Raw genomic sequence first — 15,457 nt, forward strand, 5'->3', positions numbered from 1 at the left:
GCCATGCGTCAAGACCGAAGGGCCGATATATGCTGGGCTTCCAGACAAAGGGCGGCCGCGCCGAGCACGGCGATGTGGGGTTCTTCGCTCACCCGAATGAGGAGCCGCCGGAGTGCGTGCTGGTAGGCGTAGCCACCCAGGGTCTGGCGCATGCCGGTCTCGAAGAATGGGAAGGCTTTGGAAACGGAGCCACCGAGGACGATGAGTTCGGGATCAAAGGCGTACAAGGTGGCCATGATCACCTGTCCGAAATCCCGCCCGAAGGCCGTCAGAATCTCCAGGGCCTTGGGGTCGCCCTTCATGGCGCGGGAGTGGACCACGGATCCTGCGAGGCCGAAGTCCCGCTCGAAGGTCTGGCCGCTGGCGTAGTGTTCGAAGGTGTGGTCGCGGTAGGGCATGGTGCCCAGTTCCCCGGCGCCGCAGTTGGAGCCCGTGTAGAGCTGGCCGTTCATGATCACGCCGGCGCCGAGCCCCGTGCCCACCACCATGCCGATCATGTGGCGGAAGCCCTGGCCCAGGCCGAAGTGGAATTCCCCCACGGCGAAGCAGTTGGCGTCATTGTTGACGAACACGGGTCGGTCGAATCGCCTCATGAGGAATTCGCCCAGGTGGACTTCCTGCCAGGAGGGGATGTTCTCCACGTGGTAGACGATTCCCAGGGTTTCATCCACCACGCTGGGCACACCCACGCCAATGGCGCTGACGTTCGGGGTGAACACCTCGGCGATGAGGGCGGCGAGGGCCTCCAGCACAGCCTCTTCCGGGGCGGTGGCCGGGGTTGACCGGGAGGCGAGGGCCACGACTTGGCCGTCCTCGATGCGTCCCACGCGCATGTTGGTACCGCCGAGATCCACACCAATGAGGGTTTTCGATTCCATGATGACCTCAGGCGGGATCGGGCTGGGCGTTCTTGGACTGGCCCAGGGTGGCGTTGGAAATGAGGGGGCGGGCCCAGAGGCCGATGCTGATGATGTAGCCCAGGGTTCCCAGCAGGGCGAGCATGCCGAAGCGGAGGCCGAAGGCATCCCCCAGGCGGCCGACCAGGGGGGGCAGGAAGGCCCCGCCCACGATGGCGGTGCAAAGAATGCCAGCGAAGGATCCGTGGTGCTTGTCCACAGAATTCAGGGCCAGGGCGAAGATGAGGGGCCACATGACGGAACACCAGAAGCCCATCAGCGGGAAGGCCACCAGGGCCACTGCCCGCGAACCGAAGAGGGCGGTCAGGAGGGTGGCCACAGCACAGAGGCCGAAGACGAAGAGGATTTTCCGCTGGTCAAAGAGTTTCAGCAGCACGAGCCCCAGGGCGCAGCCCACCATCATCAATCCCCAGAAACCGGCCACGGCGCTGTGTCCGCCCTGGGCCGGATCCACGCCATGGTAGGTTTCCAGGAATTTGGAAATCCAGAATGCGACGCCTTGCTCGGTGCCTACGTAGCAGAAGATTCCGATGAAATAGAGCCAGACGATGCGGTTCTTGAGAAGCGTGCCCAGGGTGGAGAAGGATTCCACGCGCTCGTCATCCTTGAGCTCCATGCGGGGCATGCGGATCAGCGCCACGACGAGGATCATGACCAGCATGATGACCGCGAACACCCAGTAGAGAGACAGCCAGGGAAGGCTTGGCGGCACCATGCGTCCCAGCGTGGTGGTGACCAGGTTCTGGGAGAGGTGGGAGTCCTTCAGGTGCTGCACCAGGTAGGAGTAGACATGGGGGCTCAGGAAGGAGGCCCCGCCGAAAACCAGCTGGGAGAGGTTGCCGAAGAAGGCGTAGTGCGCCTCACCGCCCGACGTTCGCAGCAGGGGATTGATGACCACCTGCAGCATGGCGAAGCCCACCGCGATGGTGAACAGCGAGGGCAGGGCCACGGCGTAGGATGGCCACAGGGCGAAAACACTGGAGCCGAGAAAGGCCAGCACAAAGGCTGCGAGGAGCACGGGCTTGGCGTCGAAACGCTCGATGAGCATGCCCGCGGGAATGGACATGACACCATAGGCCGCGAAGAAGGCGAAGGGCATGAGCCCCACAGCGAAGGCGCTGAGCTGGAACGATGCCTGGATGTTGGGTTCCAGTGGATCCAGGATGTTCGTCACGAACGAGATGACGAAGAAGGTGAGCATCACCAGCAGGACCATAAAGCGATTGCGGGCCATGTCCAGCTCCGGTCTAGGATTTCGGCGGCGTGTTCCAGCCGCGGAGGGTGAGGCGGGGTTCAGTCCCGCGAAGATCCACACCCGGCAGGCGCACGTGAATCTTCCGCTTCTCTCCGGGCAGCAGGGACAGGTCGTTGTCATCCCAGAGGACCGGCACCAGGGACTCGCCCTTGGCATCCACCAGGCCCAGTTCCAGGAAGAAGGCGATGTGGTTCGAGGTGTTGGTGAGGGTCACCTCAGCCTCCCAGTCCTGGCCCTTGCGGGGGCTCATTTCCAGGCGAATCTCGGTTGGAGGCAGCTTTGACAGCGAGGTGAAATCCGCGAAGGACTTGTTCGGCGTGAGGTACCAGTTGGTGCCGGCCTCGTCGAGCACATCCGGCTTGGCGGACAGCCAGTAGAAGTTGGTCGCCAGCTCCTGCCCGTTGGCCCCGGTGAGGCGAAGGTCCAGGAAGGAAACGGGCGTTTCCGGAGCGGGCGGAAGGGTCAGAGCCTTGTGGCCACTTCCTGCGGGCTCATCAGCCGCCACTTCCCGGTCGAACACCAGGGTGCTGTTCTGATCATAGAGGCGCACCCGCAGGCGGGCGCCTTCCAGGTTCTTCATGGAATCATTGACCACGTACACTGCGCGCTCCACCGGATGGAACACCGCTGCCACCGGCTGGGCGCCTTTGCGGGCCCCATAGAAGGCGCCATTGGGCATGAGGAAGTGATCGTAGAGCTGCCAGTAGAACTTGGGCCAGGCGGCGTTCAACATCCACTGGATGAGACCTGTTGTCCGGGGGCGGTTCACGGCAAAGGCCTCGTACATGGCGCGCATGGCCTCGTAGTTGGCGGCCTGGGCCTTGAAGGCGAACTCTTCGGCGGAGGCTGATTCGCCGTAGCGGGCCTTGAAGGCTTTCAGGTAGGTGTCCAGGCTTCCGAATTGGAATCGTCCGCAGTGGTAGTTCCAATCCTCGTTGATGGGCCAGAGCTTTTCCGGCGGCAGCATCCGCTTGAGCGAGGACATGGGCGGAATCTGGGGACCAGGGCCCGTTTCGGTGTTGAAGCCGTAGGCGCCGCCATTCTTGGTGTCCTCCCACCAGTAGTTGGGGGTGACGTAGTCATAGGGGCCGGCCATCTTCACTGCGCTGGGGCCGCTGACCGGGCTGGTGAGGGACTTGCATGACGTCAGGAGGGGCCTGGAGGGGTCCAGGGTCTTCAGGTCCGCGATGTAGCGGGCCTCCACCTCGGGCCAGGGCAACTTGTCGCTGCCCACCACCCACACGAAGAGGCTGGGATGGTTGCGCAGCCACCGCACCTGATCACGAAGGCAGGCGGTGACGAGGTCGACGTCCTTGGGGGCCTTGGGGCCGCCGAAGGTTTCATTCTCCACAATGGCCGAACCCATGTATTCGGGCCATTCCCACTGGCAGCTCCAGCCCACCATGAGCAGCACACCCTCGCGGTCGGCCAGATCGTAGAGGCGCTGGCTGCTGCCCCAGAAGCCTTCCAGACGCACGGTGTTGAGGTTCAGCTGCTTCACATACTGGAACTGGGCCTCGAGGTTTTTGGGATCCTCGCGGAGGAAGAGGTCGTCCACCCAGCCGCCGCCCAGGATCAGGAGCTTGCGCCCGTTGATGATGTAGCCGCGGTGCCCTTCGGGCGTGAGGTAGTCCGACACTTGGCGGATGCCGAAGGTCACTCGCTTTTCATCCAGGGGCTGGCCCTTTTCCAGGGCCTTCAGATCGAGGGTGTACAGCTCTGGTTTGCCCAGGGTATGGGGCCACCAGAGGCGCGGCTTCTGGATTTTCAGGCCTGGGACTTCGTGCGGCCCCAGGTGGAGGGTCTTCTGCTCCTTGGCCGCCAGATGATAGGGCACCTGGAACTGGATGGATCCGATGGTTCCATGCAATGAACCGGATACGGGCCGGTCTTCGTGGTTCACCAGCCGGGTTTCGATCTGAAGGGCGGCCGAGGCCAGGGTCTTGAGATCAATGGCGCTGCGGACAAAGGTGTCATCCAGCGACACGGCGCCGCTGCGCCGGAGCCGGACTTCACGGAAAAGCCCCATGTTGCGGTCCGGGGGCAGGGGGTTCCAGTCCACGAAGCCCATGGTGAAGTCGCCAGGTTTGGGCGGATGCACCTCCACCGCGAGGGCATTTTTTCCGGCTTTCAGGAAAGGCGTGATGTCCAGATCGAAAGTCCGGAAGGCGCCAAAGACCTGGTCGGCTCCCGCCACCTTCTGCCCGTTCAGCCAGATGTCGGCCCGGTAGTTGATGCCATCAAAACAAAGCCGTGTGTGGGCGTCCTTGGCAGGAGCCTCATCGAATTCGGTGCGGAACCACCAGGAGGTTTTGAACGGCTCGGGAGAGATGGCTTCCAGGTTCCGGCCAAACAGGGGTTCCTTGTGGACCTCCAGACGTGTCAGGGCGCCCATGACGGTGCTGGGCACTTCGGTGGCATACCATTGGCCCACGTCGAACCCAGGCTGGGAGAGGGTGGCTCCCGGGGAAGACACCTTGACTGAAGACTGGATCGCCCACCCGCGAGAGAGCACCCGGTCTGGCGCTGCCAAGAGGAAAGTGGCGCATAGGCAGAGCAGCACCGTGCGGGCGCTCATGAAGGCCTCCTGTTGCTGGATATCGATGTTGATTTAGAAGCGCCAGCGCAGGTCGAGCTCAAACCAGCCGGGATTGACCCCGCCGCGGCGAACCTGGGGATCTGAAAGGTCCTTGCCCGCCAATTCCGTCTGCTGGTAGAGCACTTCGAGGCTCCAGTGGTCGGACACGGTGAAGGCGGCACCCACGCGCAGGCCCAGCTTCATGCCACTGGCATCGCGGACGGGGAAGTGATGGTCCACATCGGCCGGGTCAGCGGACTCGGTGCCCGTGCGGGACATGCTGTAGTGGTTCAGCGAGAGTCCCACCAGGCCGTGTACGGACGGGGAGCCGGTATCGATGAAGACATCCCCGTGGAGCTGGGTGAGGGCCAGAGACGTCTTGAGCCCATTGGATTCCTTACCCGGCATGGAGGCGAAGGCAAGGCCCAGGCGGGCTGGAACCTCCGTTCCGATCACGCGAGTGCCGTAATCCGCCCCCAAAAGGAATCCGGAGGACTGGTTGGTGGCCTTCTTGAGACTGTCACTGCCCGCCAACAGTCCGCCGGCGAGGCTGAATCCTGCGCCCTGGGCCGCGAGGGGCAGCGCCAGTAAGCCGAGCACAGAGGTGCGAAGGGTCTTGATCATGGGGTCTCCTTCCTGTGCCAGGGATCAGAACTTCAGGCCGACGCTGAATTCGGTGAAGGTGCGGCCGCCGCTGTAGTAGGTGTTGTCGCCAGCAAAGCCCCAGGGGGTGCTGAAGCCGCCCAGGGGGCGACCATTGATGGGGGCGCTGCTACCGACGGAACCGCCTGTTCCGAATTCAGGCGAACCGTTGGGCGAGCCGCTCCAGTCGTAGACGCTGACCCGTTGCAGGTGGTTGAAAATGTTCCTGACCTGCACGTACGAGGTGAGCATCAGCTTGCCTGCCAGCGGCATCTGGGCCTGGAGCTTGAAATCCACGGTGCTGATGTCGGTGCCCCGGGTGAAGGCGCCCACGGGAGACAGATACTTGTTGTAGTTCAAGTTGATGTTCTGACCCGCGATGGAATCAATGGGTGCCACGCTGTGACCGCCGAAGGCCGGGTTGGATTCATCAATGGTGGCAACGTTCAGGGTGCCCACGCCGTTGGGCTGACGCACGCCGGAAGTGGAGTAGGTTCCCAGCAGTGAGGCGGAGACGTTGCCCTTGCCCACGGGATACACGTAGGTGAGGAAGGCATGCACCACGGTTGAGCGGGTGAGCACCCCCTCTGGTGCAAAGGTGTCCTCGCTGAGGCCGTTGCGCAGCTTCTCGTCGCGGTAGTTGTAGTAGTCGATGGAATTGCGCCCGGTGATCTGCGAGTAGGTGAAGTTGCCGCCGAAGTTCAACCGGGATGTGATGTTCTCGTTCCAGGCCACCTCGACGCCACGGTAAACCTGATCCAGACCTGAATTCAGGAAGCGATGAGTCTGCTGCCACTGGGACATGCCGGATCCGCTGGGATCGTGAACCAGGGTGAGGTATTTCGTGGGGTTGCTGGGATCGTAGTAGCCATCGTGGATGAAGGACAGCCACTCCTTCTTGTAGGTGCGCTGGACGAAATTGATACGTGCCGAGCCTGTGTCGAAGTTCCGCAGATAACCCAGCGAGAATTCGATGGCGTAGGGCACCTGAAGCCCTTCGGTCATCGCGGTCTGGCTGAGGTCGATGATGGCATCGGGCGGGCCGTAGTTGTTCGGATCGATGAGGGTGTTATAGTCCACCCAGCGCACGCCTGCAGTGGGATCGCTGGCGGCTTGGGGGCTATCCACAGCGGGCTGACCGGGCAGGCCCTTCCAGGAGTGGACCGTGCGAGTGGTCCAGCCATTGGTGCGGAACCAGGCGGCCATCTCATCCGAGTAGGCGCTGGCCGGCTTCGCAGCGGTGAAGGTGTAGACCTCCTTGCCCTTGCCATCGGGGTTCCACTTCAGCTGGAGGCGGGGCTCTGTGACATTGATGTTGGCCAGTTCCTTTTCGTTGGTATCGCGGATGGTGAACTGGTTGTAGCGCAGGCCCAGCATGAGCACCCAGGATGAATTAAAGGTCCAGCTGTCATTCACCCACAGGCCGTTGCTCTTGTTCCTGGCGGCTGCCTGGCCGGCCCAGTAGCGCTCCATGTGGGCGCTGGGCCCGCGCATGGGCAACTCACCGAACTGCACCAGGGCCGGGTCCGCCGAACCGTTGGCATCCACGGGCACCAAGGGGGTGCCAGGACTGGCATAGAAGGTGGGGTAGAGGTAGTCCTTCGTGTCGGGGTTGTAGATGAAGCCGCCTTCGAAGATGCCTCGATTGCCGCTGCGTTCACGGCCGAACTGGTGTTTGGTCTGGAACAGTTCGGCGCCGAAGTCGATGTCGTGCTGCCCTGCGGCCTCCTGGAAGGTCTTGATGTTGAAGGTGAAGGCCTGGTTGCCGCGAATGTTGGGGGACACATCGCTGGAGGAACGGCGGTTGTAGAAGACGCCGAAATAGGCGGCCTGGCCGTTGCCCGAGGCCAAGCCCTGACCATCGGTGCTCTGGATCTGGATGTTGGGATCGCCGCTGCTCAACTGGGACTGGACGAAGATCGGGTACTGGGTGGGGCCATGCACATCGCCGAGGGTGACTTCGGCTTTGAAGGCGCGGGCCTCCAGGAACCACCGCTCGTTGAGGGTGGAATTCCAGCCCAGGGTCCAGGCCTTCGTCTCCGTGGTGAGGGTTCCGACGAAGGCCTGATCGACGGCGACGTTGGGAGGATAGGTGCGTTCGCCAGTGCGGCCACCTTGTTCGGTCTTGTCATAGAGGTAGGTGAGAGAGAGGGTGTTGTTCTGATTCACCAACCCCGTGAGCTTGCCCTCGTACTTGTGGTACGTGGTGTCGGCGGGAACCACCTTGTTCCAGTCGGAATATTTGGCCAGGTCGTAGTTGCCGTACCCGGTGGGGTAGGGCGTGCCGACGCCCTTCAGAACGTTGTCGACGTTGGGGAAGGCGCCCCAGGTGATCAAGGGGTACTTCATGACGCTGGGCAGCGTGGCACCAGGAATGGGCTCCCACTGCCCGGCGTTGTACTGAACCGGATTGCCGTTCCAGCCCAGCGTGGCTGTTCCCGACTGGGAGGGCTGGAGGCGGGTGCCCACATAGAACCAAAGCCTGTCCTTGATGATGGGGCCGCTGAGGGTGATATCGGTGTGCCGGGAATAGCTCTCGTTGGCGCCGCTTTCGTAGGCCGCGTTGCCGCTGCCCGCCACGGGCCCATGGGGCAGGTCGGTGGTCCAGGAATTGCGGCTCAGGGTGGTGCGGACACTGCCCTCGAAGGTGTTGGAGCCAGACCGTGTGACCACATTCACCTGACCACCCTGGCTGCGGCCATTGCGGGCGTTGAGGGCGGACAGCACCACCTGGACATCCTCGATGGAATCAGGCAGCGGTTCATAGAGCTGGGCACGCGCGGGGCCATCCCACTGCGTTCCCGAATCGTCCTTCACATCGATGCCATCGATGCGGTACATCACCTGGGAGTATCCGCCGCCACCCTTGGTCTGGCCGCCGAAGCTGCCGCCGCGGATGCTGGTGCCGAGGCCGTTGCCCATGACGCCGGGGGCCAGGGCGAGGGCCCCATCAAAGGAGCGGTCGGTGGGCAGGCGGAGCAGTTCCTCGGCGGAGTAGTTGACGCTGACCTTGTCCGAGGTCTTGGCTTCTTCAGCGGAGGCGACGATCTCCACCACAGCACCTGCCTGCTGCACCGGACTCAGGGTGAAATCCAAGGCGAGTGTGCTGCCCAGGCCCACGCGCACATTTGTGGCGCTCTTGCCCAGCCAGCCATCGGCGCTGACCTTGACCGAGTAGGTGCCCACGGGCAGAAGCTGGCCGCGGTACTCGCCATTGGCATCGGTCTTGTACTCGCGAGGCCGGAAGAGGGCCGGGCTTTCCAGAGCGACGCGGACCCCGGCCAGGGGCTTGCCCTGGTTGTCCGTCACCCGGCCGCTGAGGGCTCCGGTGGTCACTTGGGCCACGAGGGTTACCTGCCCGGCGATAAGCAGGGCAAGGGTGGAGAGGTTCCTGACGCTTCGGCAATTCATGATCATCCTCCGCAGATCGACGGCCCAGGGCTAGAAGTGGAAGACGTAGCCGAACTCGAGGTGCGGCACGAGGCGGTTGGACTTGGTGAGCGTATCGGTCGGGAAGGCGTTGTGGGGCGCGATGCGGCCCACGGTGGCATCCGACGCGGGATCCGTGTCCAGAGCGTATTGCCCGGTTCCGGGCTTGTGCTGGTAGCTCACGGCCGTGTAGTTGAGCAGCATGAGGTTGATCTCCAGGCTGGAGTGACCATTCAGCTTCCAGCTGGTGCCGACGTAGGGGCTGACCTTGATGCCGCCCTCCACCGGCGTGCCCGAATAGGTGTCTCGCCAGGAGGTGGGATTGGTCGCGACCCAGTTCTGGCCTCGGACATCCCCGAAATACTCATGCTTGAAGCGGGTTCCGCCCAGCATGGCGCCAGCCTGCCAGCTCCAATCCGCATCGATTTTCTGGGAGTAGGATAGGCGCAGGGCCAAGCCGTCGAGCTGGTTGCGGCGGGAATCCCCGGCATTGGGCAGGTCCACAGGATCGAGGCCTGCGGGGGGCGTCCCCGCCACGGGCTCGATGAAGATGTCTCCGGTCTTGTAGTAGTAGCCCACCTCTGCGGCATAGGTGCCTGCCGCCGTCGTGTAGGCGAAATTCAAACCGAAGCCGAGGGAGGATTGGCGCAGGTTGTCCTTGGCCTGCGGCGCCCAGGCGGTCCGGATCTTCAGATCCTTGGAAAAGCCAAGCTCCTGGGCCCCGAGCATGCCGGTGGCCATGGCCATGGCCACGGCCATAAGCCCCTGGCCGAATCGGGAAACGCGTTGCTTCGACATGGTGCGACTCCTCAGCCTGAAGTGGACGTGCATTCAAATTCACTCGTTTACGCGGAAGATACAATAGAGGAACACTCACGAATATCATGAGTAGTTCTACTTAATTTGAAGCCAATGCAAGGCACAGAGGCTGTTTAGCCCCTTGCTCCAGGACGCATTCCACCCTCAGTAGGATTCGGGATGCACCACACGGTCATCGTCTGGAAGTTTGAAGGCGGTGGGTTTGGTGCGCAGGACTTCGCGGAGCCAATCTTCGGGATATCCCAACTCTTGAGAATGGCCCTTGGCATCCTGCACATAGCCATCGTTGTAGCGCGCGAAGAGGCTCTCGCCCAGCTGGCGCCAGCGTTTCACCACCATTTCACCGGAAGTGACTGAGTAATCCGTAAGGATTTGCCGGGCTGCTTGGGGATCCTTTTTGTAAAGGTCCAAAACCGCCTTTTCGAACACCGGCTGGAAGCGGAAGAAACGCGATTCCAGATCCTTCTGAACGGTCTGGATGTCCTTCACCATGTAGCTGTATTTCAACTGCGCGTAGTTTGCGACGAGGCTGAACACCCAGAAGGCGCCATCCCAGCTGAAGCGATTCAGACTGCCTCCTGCACAAGATGGCGGTACCGCGGAGATGCCTGCATACAGCGGGAAGTAGCAGGTGGTGTAGGTATCGTCGAGGCCGTACCACAACACGCCACCGATGGCATCCGGCAGCCAGCTCCGACATTCGGCAAGGTAGGAACAGGCGGTTTGCGGTGTGGAGATGGGGCGCTCCCAGGTGTAGGCTTTGGCGTCCACCTTGAAGGCCATGGGCCTCGCCCGGTAGGGGGATCCGAAAGGCCCCGCATCCGCGCCCTTGGTCATGTCGTAGGGCGTGCCTTCGTAGTGATCACGCATGAGCGCCATGACATCGGCGGCATCCAGCTTGTGATCAGGAGTGATCCAGAGGGGGTAGCGCTTCGCCCCCGGCACACCGCGATGGTAGTCAGGGCTGAAAGCCTGAGTGGGCGCGGCACGGCGGAACACTGACCACACGCGGGTTTCGGTATAGCGCAGCTCCTGCGCGGTGGCGGGACAGTAGGCTTCGCAGAAGCGGAAGGCACCGTCCCGCTTGGGATCGTAATAGCCCTTGGCTTGGGCGAAGGATACTACCTCCGAAGAGTAGAGGCAGTTTTCAGGATCCTTCAGAGGAAAGGTGCCAATGCGCGCGCGGTTGGCATGGGCCGCGATGGCGCCATCGGGTACGCGGATCGCCACCCAATGGGCACCATGTCCGCCTTTTCCAGGGCCAATCATTTCAAGGATCCAGGCTTCGTTCGGATCGACGATGGAAAAGGATTCGCCGGTGGAGCAGTAGCCGAATTCGGCCACCAGATCGGTCATGACCTTGATGGCTTCACGGGCTGTGCGCGCCCGCTGCAAGGTGACATCCATGAGGGTCCAGTAGGGGAAAGCCCCATCCGGATTTTCCAGTTCGGGGCGACCATCGAACGTGGTTTCACCGATGGCCAGTTGATGCTCGTTCATGATTCCGAAAATGGCGTAGGTGTGGCTGGGCTGCGGGATGCGCAGGCGCACCTTGCCATTCCAATCCGTGATGTCAAAGGTGGCGCCGGGGACGTGGTCCTTGGCGGGAATGACCTCCAAGGAGGGATGGAATGGGCCATCCACGGAATAGGTCAACAGGGTGGAGCCCGTTTTAGAGGCACCCTTGGTGACGAGGATGTTGGTGCAGGCGAATGCCCCAGGCGCGAATGACACTGCGCTGAACGCAGCCAACAAGAGGGCGAAGGATAGCCGGAGCGCGTGCACAGAACCTCCAGGGGGATGCTTTTCATTCTGGCGCGATGGATTGGAACCAGCGCAAGAAATCGGGAGCGGCGCTCGCAATGAACTCCGAAAGACTGGCCGCCACTCAGGCTCTTCCTCGCATCGCTGGCAGAAAAACCGCATGAAAAGTGGACCACCGGATTATGTGATGGGTGGATCTACCTCTTTTCAGGGATTGGGCCAAAGATTTTCACCAATCCAGATGACGACTTCACGTCTTCCCAACCCGTCTGCGACCCGGGAAATTCGGGTCGCCCCACCGGGGCCTCCCGGAGAGGGACCGGCCCGCCGAAACGCTGATGGGCTCGCGGAAGGGACCCGACTTCTGCCTAACGGAGTGCCCATGATCAGGCCCATGCCCAAGTCCATCCCATTCGTGTCGAATCCGGATCATCGGGGGGTATCGGGGTGACGCCCTGGGGCTGCTGCAGTGTCGGTTCGGAGGGACCTCAGTCGAGGGGAGCCCCATGGGATCCGCCTGGAGCCACGGCTTGGCATGGGCGAAGGCTGGAAATGGTGTGTGGGCATGGCCATCTCATGGTTCAGCTATGAACTGATTCGGAGCTTCAGCTCCGGGGCCATCCCCTCTCTGGTCATGCTGCTCCGGATGGCCATCCATCCCGCGGCCTTCCTCTGGGGGAGCTTTGTCCTTGCGCCGACCCTTTGGAGCGCTTTGCCATGGAAGGGCGCCCTGCGGGGGGTTGGGTGCCTGGCCTGCGCCATGGGCTATTGGGCCCTTCTGTGGCGGATTGAAACCTTGATCGTCAAGGTTTATCTGGAGGCGCCTCCCTCATTGTCCGGTCTCTATCGGGATGTGATTGTGCTGGCACCGGCCATGCTGGGAGTCGGCGCCGCCCTCACCGAGTGGTTTGCCATGAGCTCGGATCGCGACCGCATGGCCGAGCTCATGGTCCAGGACCGCTGCAGCCTTCTGCAGAATCAACTGCATCCCCACCTGCTCTGCAATGCGCTCAACGGACTGGTGGAATTGTCCAGAACTCATCCAGGCCTGGTGGAGCCTTCGCTGCTCGACCTGTCTGATTTCCTTCGCAAGCTCAGCGAAGCGTGCGTTCGATCCCTTCACTCCCTGGAAGAAGAAGGCGAATTGCTGGCCGCCTACCTTGATCTCCGCTGCCTAAGCTCCGGGCGCGCCGTCCCAGTGGAATGGGATTGGGATGACGCTCTGAATGCCTGCCAGGTCCCCACCCTGCTGCTTCAGCCGCTGCTGGAAAATGCCCTGAAACATGGAGATCTAAGCTCGCTTGGGGCTTGTGTTCGTTTGCACGCCAAGTGCGAGGCGGGAAACCTGGTGCTGGAAGTCTGGAACCCTGGATCCCTAGGCCCCCAACTGGAAGCCAAGGGCATTGGGCTTCGAAACCTGGAGGAGCGGCTTGAGGCGACCTACCAGGGGAGGGCTTCGTTCAGCCTCTTAGGCGAAAGGGGCTGGATCCTGGCCCGGGTCAGCCTGCCCATTGAAGTCCGGAAACAGGGCCATGCCGCTTAGGGTGGCGGTTGTCGATGACGAACCTATGGGCCGCAGCCGCCTCGTGCGCCTGATGAAAGAACAGGGCTGTGAGGTGGTGGCGGAACTTGAGAACGGCCCTGACTTTCTGGCATGGCTCGGTCTGGAAAGAGACAGCTTGGATGGCGTCTTCCTCGATGTGGAAATGCCTGGGGTCAACGGGCTCGAACTGATGGCCGAGTTACCGGCGATGCTTCCTGTGGTCTTCGTGACCGCCCATCCGGGGCATGCCGTGCAGGCCTTCGAGTCGGAGGCGGTGGACTACCTGATGAAGCCCGTGAGGGCCACGCGCCTTGAGATCGCCCTGGCCCGCCTGACCCGCCGGAAAGGCGAGCCATTGATCCAAGACCGAAAAAAGGGAGCGCCGCCCGCACCTGAAAGAACCCAGCCGGGAACGCGGTTCCCGGTGCGGGCTGGGAAGGGGCAGCTTCTGATCGAATTCCGGAAGGTTACCCGTTTCGAGGTAAAGGGCGAAATCGTGTGGGCATGGGTGGAGGGTGAATGCTACCGTACCTACTGGACGGCCCTCACCCAGTTGGAGCCCAAGCTCACTGGCCTGGGATTCATCCGCATCCAACGGAGCATGCTGCTGCGCATGAGCACGGTCATCGGCATGAGGTCCCTGCCCAGTGGGCGCTGCATGGCGCGGTTGAGTGATGGGGTGGAAGTGGAGGTTAGTCGGCAACAGACCCCCTCCTTTAAACGGGCTTTGGGAGTTTGTTGAGGCCCATGAGGATCCATTAGGCCTGCCTGGTCGGTCTCCCCGACGTTCTTGATTCCAGTCCATGCCCGCACAGTGGTGCGATAGATCTGATGGCGGAATGAGGGCTGCCCGTCGGAGCTTAAAAGGCGCTTGCATTGCCCGCCGCTTAGACGAGGTGGACATGGCTCCGGCTCATTCGATTTGCTCAATCGGGGGCCAAGTGGACCACCCGATTTTGTTCTCAAGTGGACCTACTCCTTTCGGTCGAGCCGAATGAAGATCAATGATCAACCACATGCCCCACACGACCGGGAAGGCCAGTCTTCGCTTAGAAGGTTTGCGTGTGTCCGAACCGAACAGGCACACCCAGTCCGGTTTTCGGAGTGTTGTCCCTCCCATCCCGAAAAGGCATGTGATTCCCGTGGCCTCTCAAATCATTTTTGAAAAGTCATAAAAACCATGCCTTTCCCTAGCATGCTGCCTCGCTCATATAGGTCCCTCGACGGGGTCCGGGGCTTCGCACGCTCCCTCCCCGGCCGGATTCGACGAACCTCGTTCGAGTCCGAATCCAGATTCGCCCATGTGTCTTAAAGTCGCCCTGGTTGACGACGAGTCCTGGGGCCGTGAACGACTGGCCAGCCTCCTCAGGGACCTCGATTGTGAGGTTATCGCGGAACTGGACCATGGACTGGCCTTGCTGTCCTGGCTGAAATCGGGCCCAGCAGTCGACTGCCTGTTCCTTGATGTGGATATGCCGGGAGTGAACGGTCTGGATGTATGGGCGGCCCTCGTACAGCCACCCCCGGTGGTGTTCATTTCTGCTCATTCCGGCCACGCCTTTCGGGCGTTCGAATGCGAGGCCCTGGACTACCTCCTCAAGCCTGTGATGCTTCCGCGCCTTCAACAAACCATCACCCGTTTGAATCGAATCAAGGCTGGCATGCCGGGGGCGCTTCAAGTCCTTTCCAAGGATGAACCCACCCGCTCGAAAGGTGATCGTTTCCCTGTGAGGGCGGGGAAGGGGCAATTGCTGTTGGAAACCCGCCGGGTGATCCTCTTCGAGGTCGAGGATGAAACCGTCTGGGCCTGGTGCGGCGGGGAGCGCTTCCGGACGTTCTGGAAATCGCTGTCGGAGGTGGAAGCCGAACTGCCCATGTCAGGCTTCGCCAAAATCCACCGCGGCGCACTGCTTCGCCTTTCAGCGGTGGTGGGGGTCCGCCCCTTGCCCAGTGGCCGTTGCCGGGCCCGGTTGAACGATGGCACTGAAATGGATGTAAGCCGGGTGATGACGCCCACCTTCAAAGCCGCTCTGGGGGCGCGGTGATTTCGAGTGAGGCCACGGCTCCGTATCGTCACGGAAGCCTGGAGCTGTCGTTCCTCCTGCAATCCCTGCAGTCTTGTGAGCACCCGATATGTGCCACTCAGCTATCTGAGCATGTCACTCAGCCTGATCTTGGTGCCAAGCAGCCCCTGCGGCAGTTCCATCCGCTTAGGATCACTTTCACAAACCCCCGGATCCCGACGGATCCCCAAAAAATTGGAGGCTTCCATGGAGAAGCAGGACGGCAAGAAGAAGTTGAGCTTGAACAAGGAAACGCTCAAGTCCCTGACCCAGAAAGAAGAGGGTGAGGTTGCTGCCGGTGGCCTGTCTTATTTTGTTTGCCGCACGGATTACTGTGGGACCAAAGGCCGTTCCTGCTGGTGCTAGGCGGTTAAATCCTTCCCAAGGCCACGCGGCTTCCTGCTTCATCCGCGTGGCCTTGGTTTGTACAAGCCATGGTGCTGCTGC

Annotated in this window: 11 protein-coding genes; 4 read left to right on the top strand and 7 right to left on the bottom strand. The window is 61.9% G+C overall.

All coding sequences use genetic code 11. The features are described from left to right. Positions 1 to 8: 8 nt before the first annotated feature. The 7 genes from Q9293_RS09010 to Q9293_RS09040 all read right to left on the bottom strand — a co-directional run bounded on the left by Q9293_RS09010 (position 9) and on the right by Q9293_RS09040 (position 11,425). Positions 9 to 878, bottom strand: coding sequence for an ROK family protein (locus Q9293_RS09010; RefSeq protein WP_306252218.1), 870 nt, complete (start codon positions 876 to 878; stop codon positions 9 to 11). Between the two features lie 7 nt (positions 879 to 885). Further along, a complete protein-coding gene (locus Q9293_RS09015) occupies positions 886 to 2,151 on the bottom strand; it encodes a sugar MFS transporter (protein ID WP_306252221.1) in 1,266 nt (421 codons plus the stop codon). 13 nt (positions 2,152 to 2,164) lie between these two features. Beyond that, positions 2,165 to 4,750, bottom strand: a complete 2,586-nt coding sequence (locus Q9293_RS09020) for a sugar-binding domain-containing protein (protein WP_306252223.1) — start codon at positions 4,748 to 4,750, stop codon at positions 2,165 to 2,167. 33 nt (positions 4,751 to 4,783) lie between these two features. Next, on the bottom strand, positions 4,784 to 5,374 hold the full coding sequence (locus Q9293_RS09025) for an outer membrane beta-barrel protein (RefSeq protein WP_306252225.1): 591 nt from the start codon (positions 5,372 to 5,374) through the stop codon (positions 4,784 to 4,786). 24 nt (positions 5,375 to 5,398) lie between these two features. Continuing rightward, positions 5,399 to 8,803: a carboxypeptidase regulatory-like domain-containing protein gene (locus Q9293_RS09030; RefSeq protein ID WP_306252227.1), complete on the bottom strand. Its 3,405-nt coding sequence runs from the start codon at positions 8,801 to 8,803 to the stop codon at positions 5,399 to 5,401. A 30-nt stretch (positions 8,804 to 8,833) separates the two neighbouring features. Continuing rightward, on the bottom strand, positions 8,834 to 9,619 hold the full coding sequence (locus Q9293_RS09035) for a hypothetical protein (protein WP_306252229.1): 786 nt from the start codon (positions 9,617 to 9,619) through the stop codon (positions 8,834 to 8,836). Between the two features lie 165 nt (positions 9,620 to 9,784). Beyond that, positions 9,785 to 11,425: a dipeptidase gene (locus Q9293_RS09040; RefSeq protein ID WP_306252232.1), complete on the bottom strand. Its 1,641-nt coding sequence runs from the start codon at positions 11,423 to 11,425 to the stop codon at positions 9,785 to 9,787. Between the two features lie 544 nt (positions 11,426 to 11,969). Between Q9293_RS09040 and Q9293_RS09045 the strand changes: the two genes are divergently transcribed. From Q9293_RS09045 to Q9293_RS09060, 4 genes are all read left to right on the top strand, one after another. Next, complete coding sequence (locus Q9293_RS09045; RefSeq protein WP_306252234.1) at positions 11,970 to 12,947, top strand: sensor histidine kinase; 978 nt, start codon at positions 11,970 to 11,972, stop codon at positions 12,945 to 12,947. Further along, entirely contained in the window at positions 12,937 to 13,689 is a 753-nt protein-coding gene (locus Q9293_RS09050; protein ID WP_306252236.1) for a LytTR family DNA-binding domain-containing protein, read from the top strand. Before Q9293_RS09045 ends, Q9293_RS09050 begins: the two co-directional genes overlap by 11 nt. Before the next feature lie 559 nt (positions 13,690 to 14,248). Next, entirely contained in the window at positions 14,249 to 14,992 is a 744-nt protein-coding gene (locus tag Q9293_RS09055) for a LytTR family DNA-binding domain-containing protein (protein WP_306252239.1), read from the top strand. A 225-nt stretch (positions 14,993 to 15,217) separates the two neighbouring features. Next, a complete protein-coding gene (locus tag Q9293_RS09060; protein WP_306252241.1) occupies positions 15,218 to 15,376 on the top strand; it encodes a hypothetical protein in 159 nt (52 codons plus the stop codon). Positions 15,377 to 15,457 lie beyond the last annotated feature (81 nt).

It is taken from the genome of Geothrix sp. PMB-07 (genome assembly GCF_030758935.1).
Classification (GTDB): Bacteria; Acidobacteriota; Holophagae; order Holophagales; family Holophagaceae; genus Geothrix.

Coding starts and splice junctions, on each gene's coding strand:
- Q9293_RS09010 (WP_306252218.1), bottom strand. CDS start 878: ATGGAATCGAAAACCCTCATTGGTGTGGATCTCGGCGGTACCAACATG.
- Q9293_RS09015 (WP_306252221.1), bottom strand. CDS start 2,151: ATGGCCCGCAATCGCTTTATGGTCCTGCTGGTGATGCTCACCTTCTTC.
- Q9293_RS09020 (WP_306252223.1), bottom strand. CDS start 4,750: ATGAGCGCCCGCACGGTGCTGCTCTGCCTATGCGCCACTTTCCTCTTG.
- Q9293_RS09025 (WP_306252225.1), bottom strand. CDS start 5,374: ATGATCAAGACCCTTCGCACCTCTGTGCTCGGCTTACTGGCGCTGCCC.
- Q9293_RS09030 (WP_306252227.1), bottom strand. CDS start 8,803: ATGAATTGCCGAAGCGTCAGGAACCTCTCCACCCTTGCCCTGCTTATC.
- Q9293_RS09035 (WP_306252229.1), bottom strand. CDS start 9,619: ATGTCGAAGCAACGCGTTTCCCGATTCGGCCAGGGGCTTATGGCCGTG.
- Q9293_RS09045 (WP_306252234.1), top strand. CDS start 11,970: ATGGCCATCTCATGGTTCAGCTATGAACTGATTCGGAGCTTCAGCTCC.
- Q9293_RS09050 (WP_306252236.1), top strand. CDS start 12,937: ATGCCGCTTAGGGTGGCGGTTGTCGATGACGAACCTATGGGCCGCAGC.
- Q9293_RS09055 (WP_306252239.1), top strand. CDS start 14,249: ATGTGTCTTAAAGTCGCCCTGGTTGACGACGAGTCCTGGGGCCGTGAA.
- Q9293_RS09060 (WP_306252241.1), top strand. CDS start 15,218: ATGGAGAAGCAGGACGGCAAGAAGAAGTTGAGCTTGAACAAGGAAACG.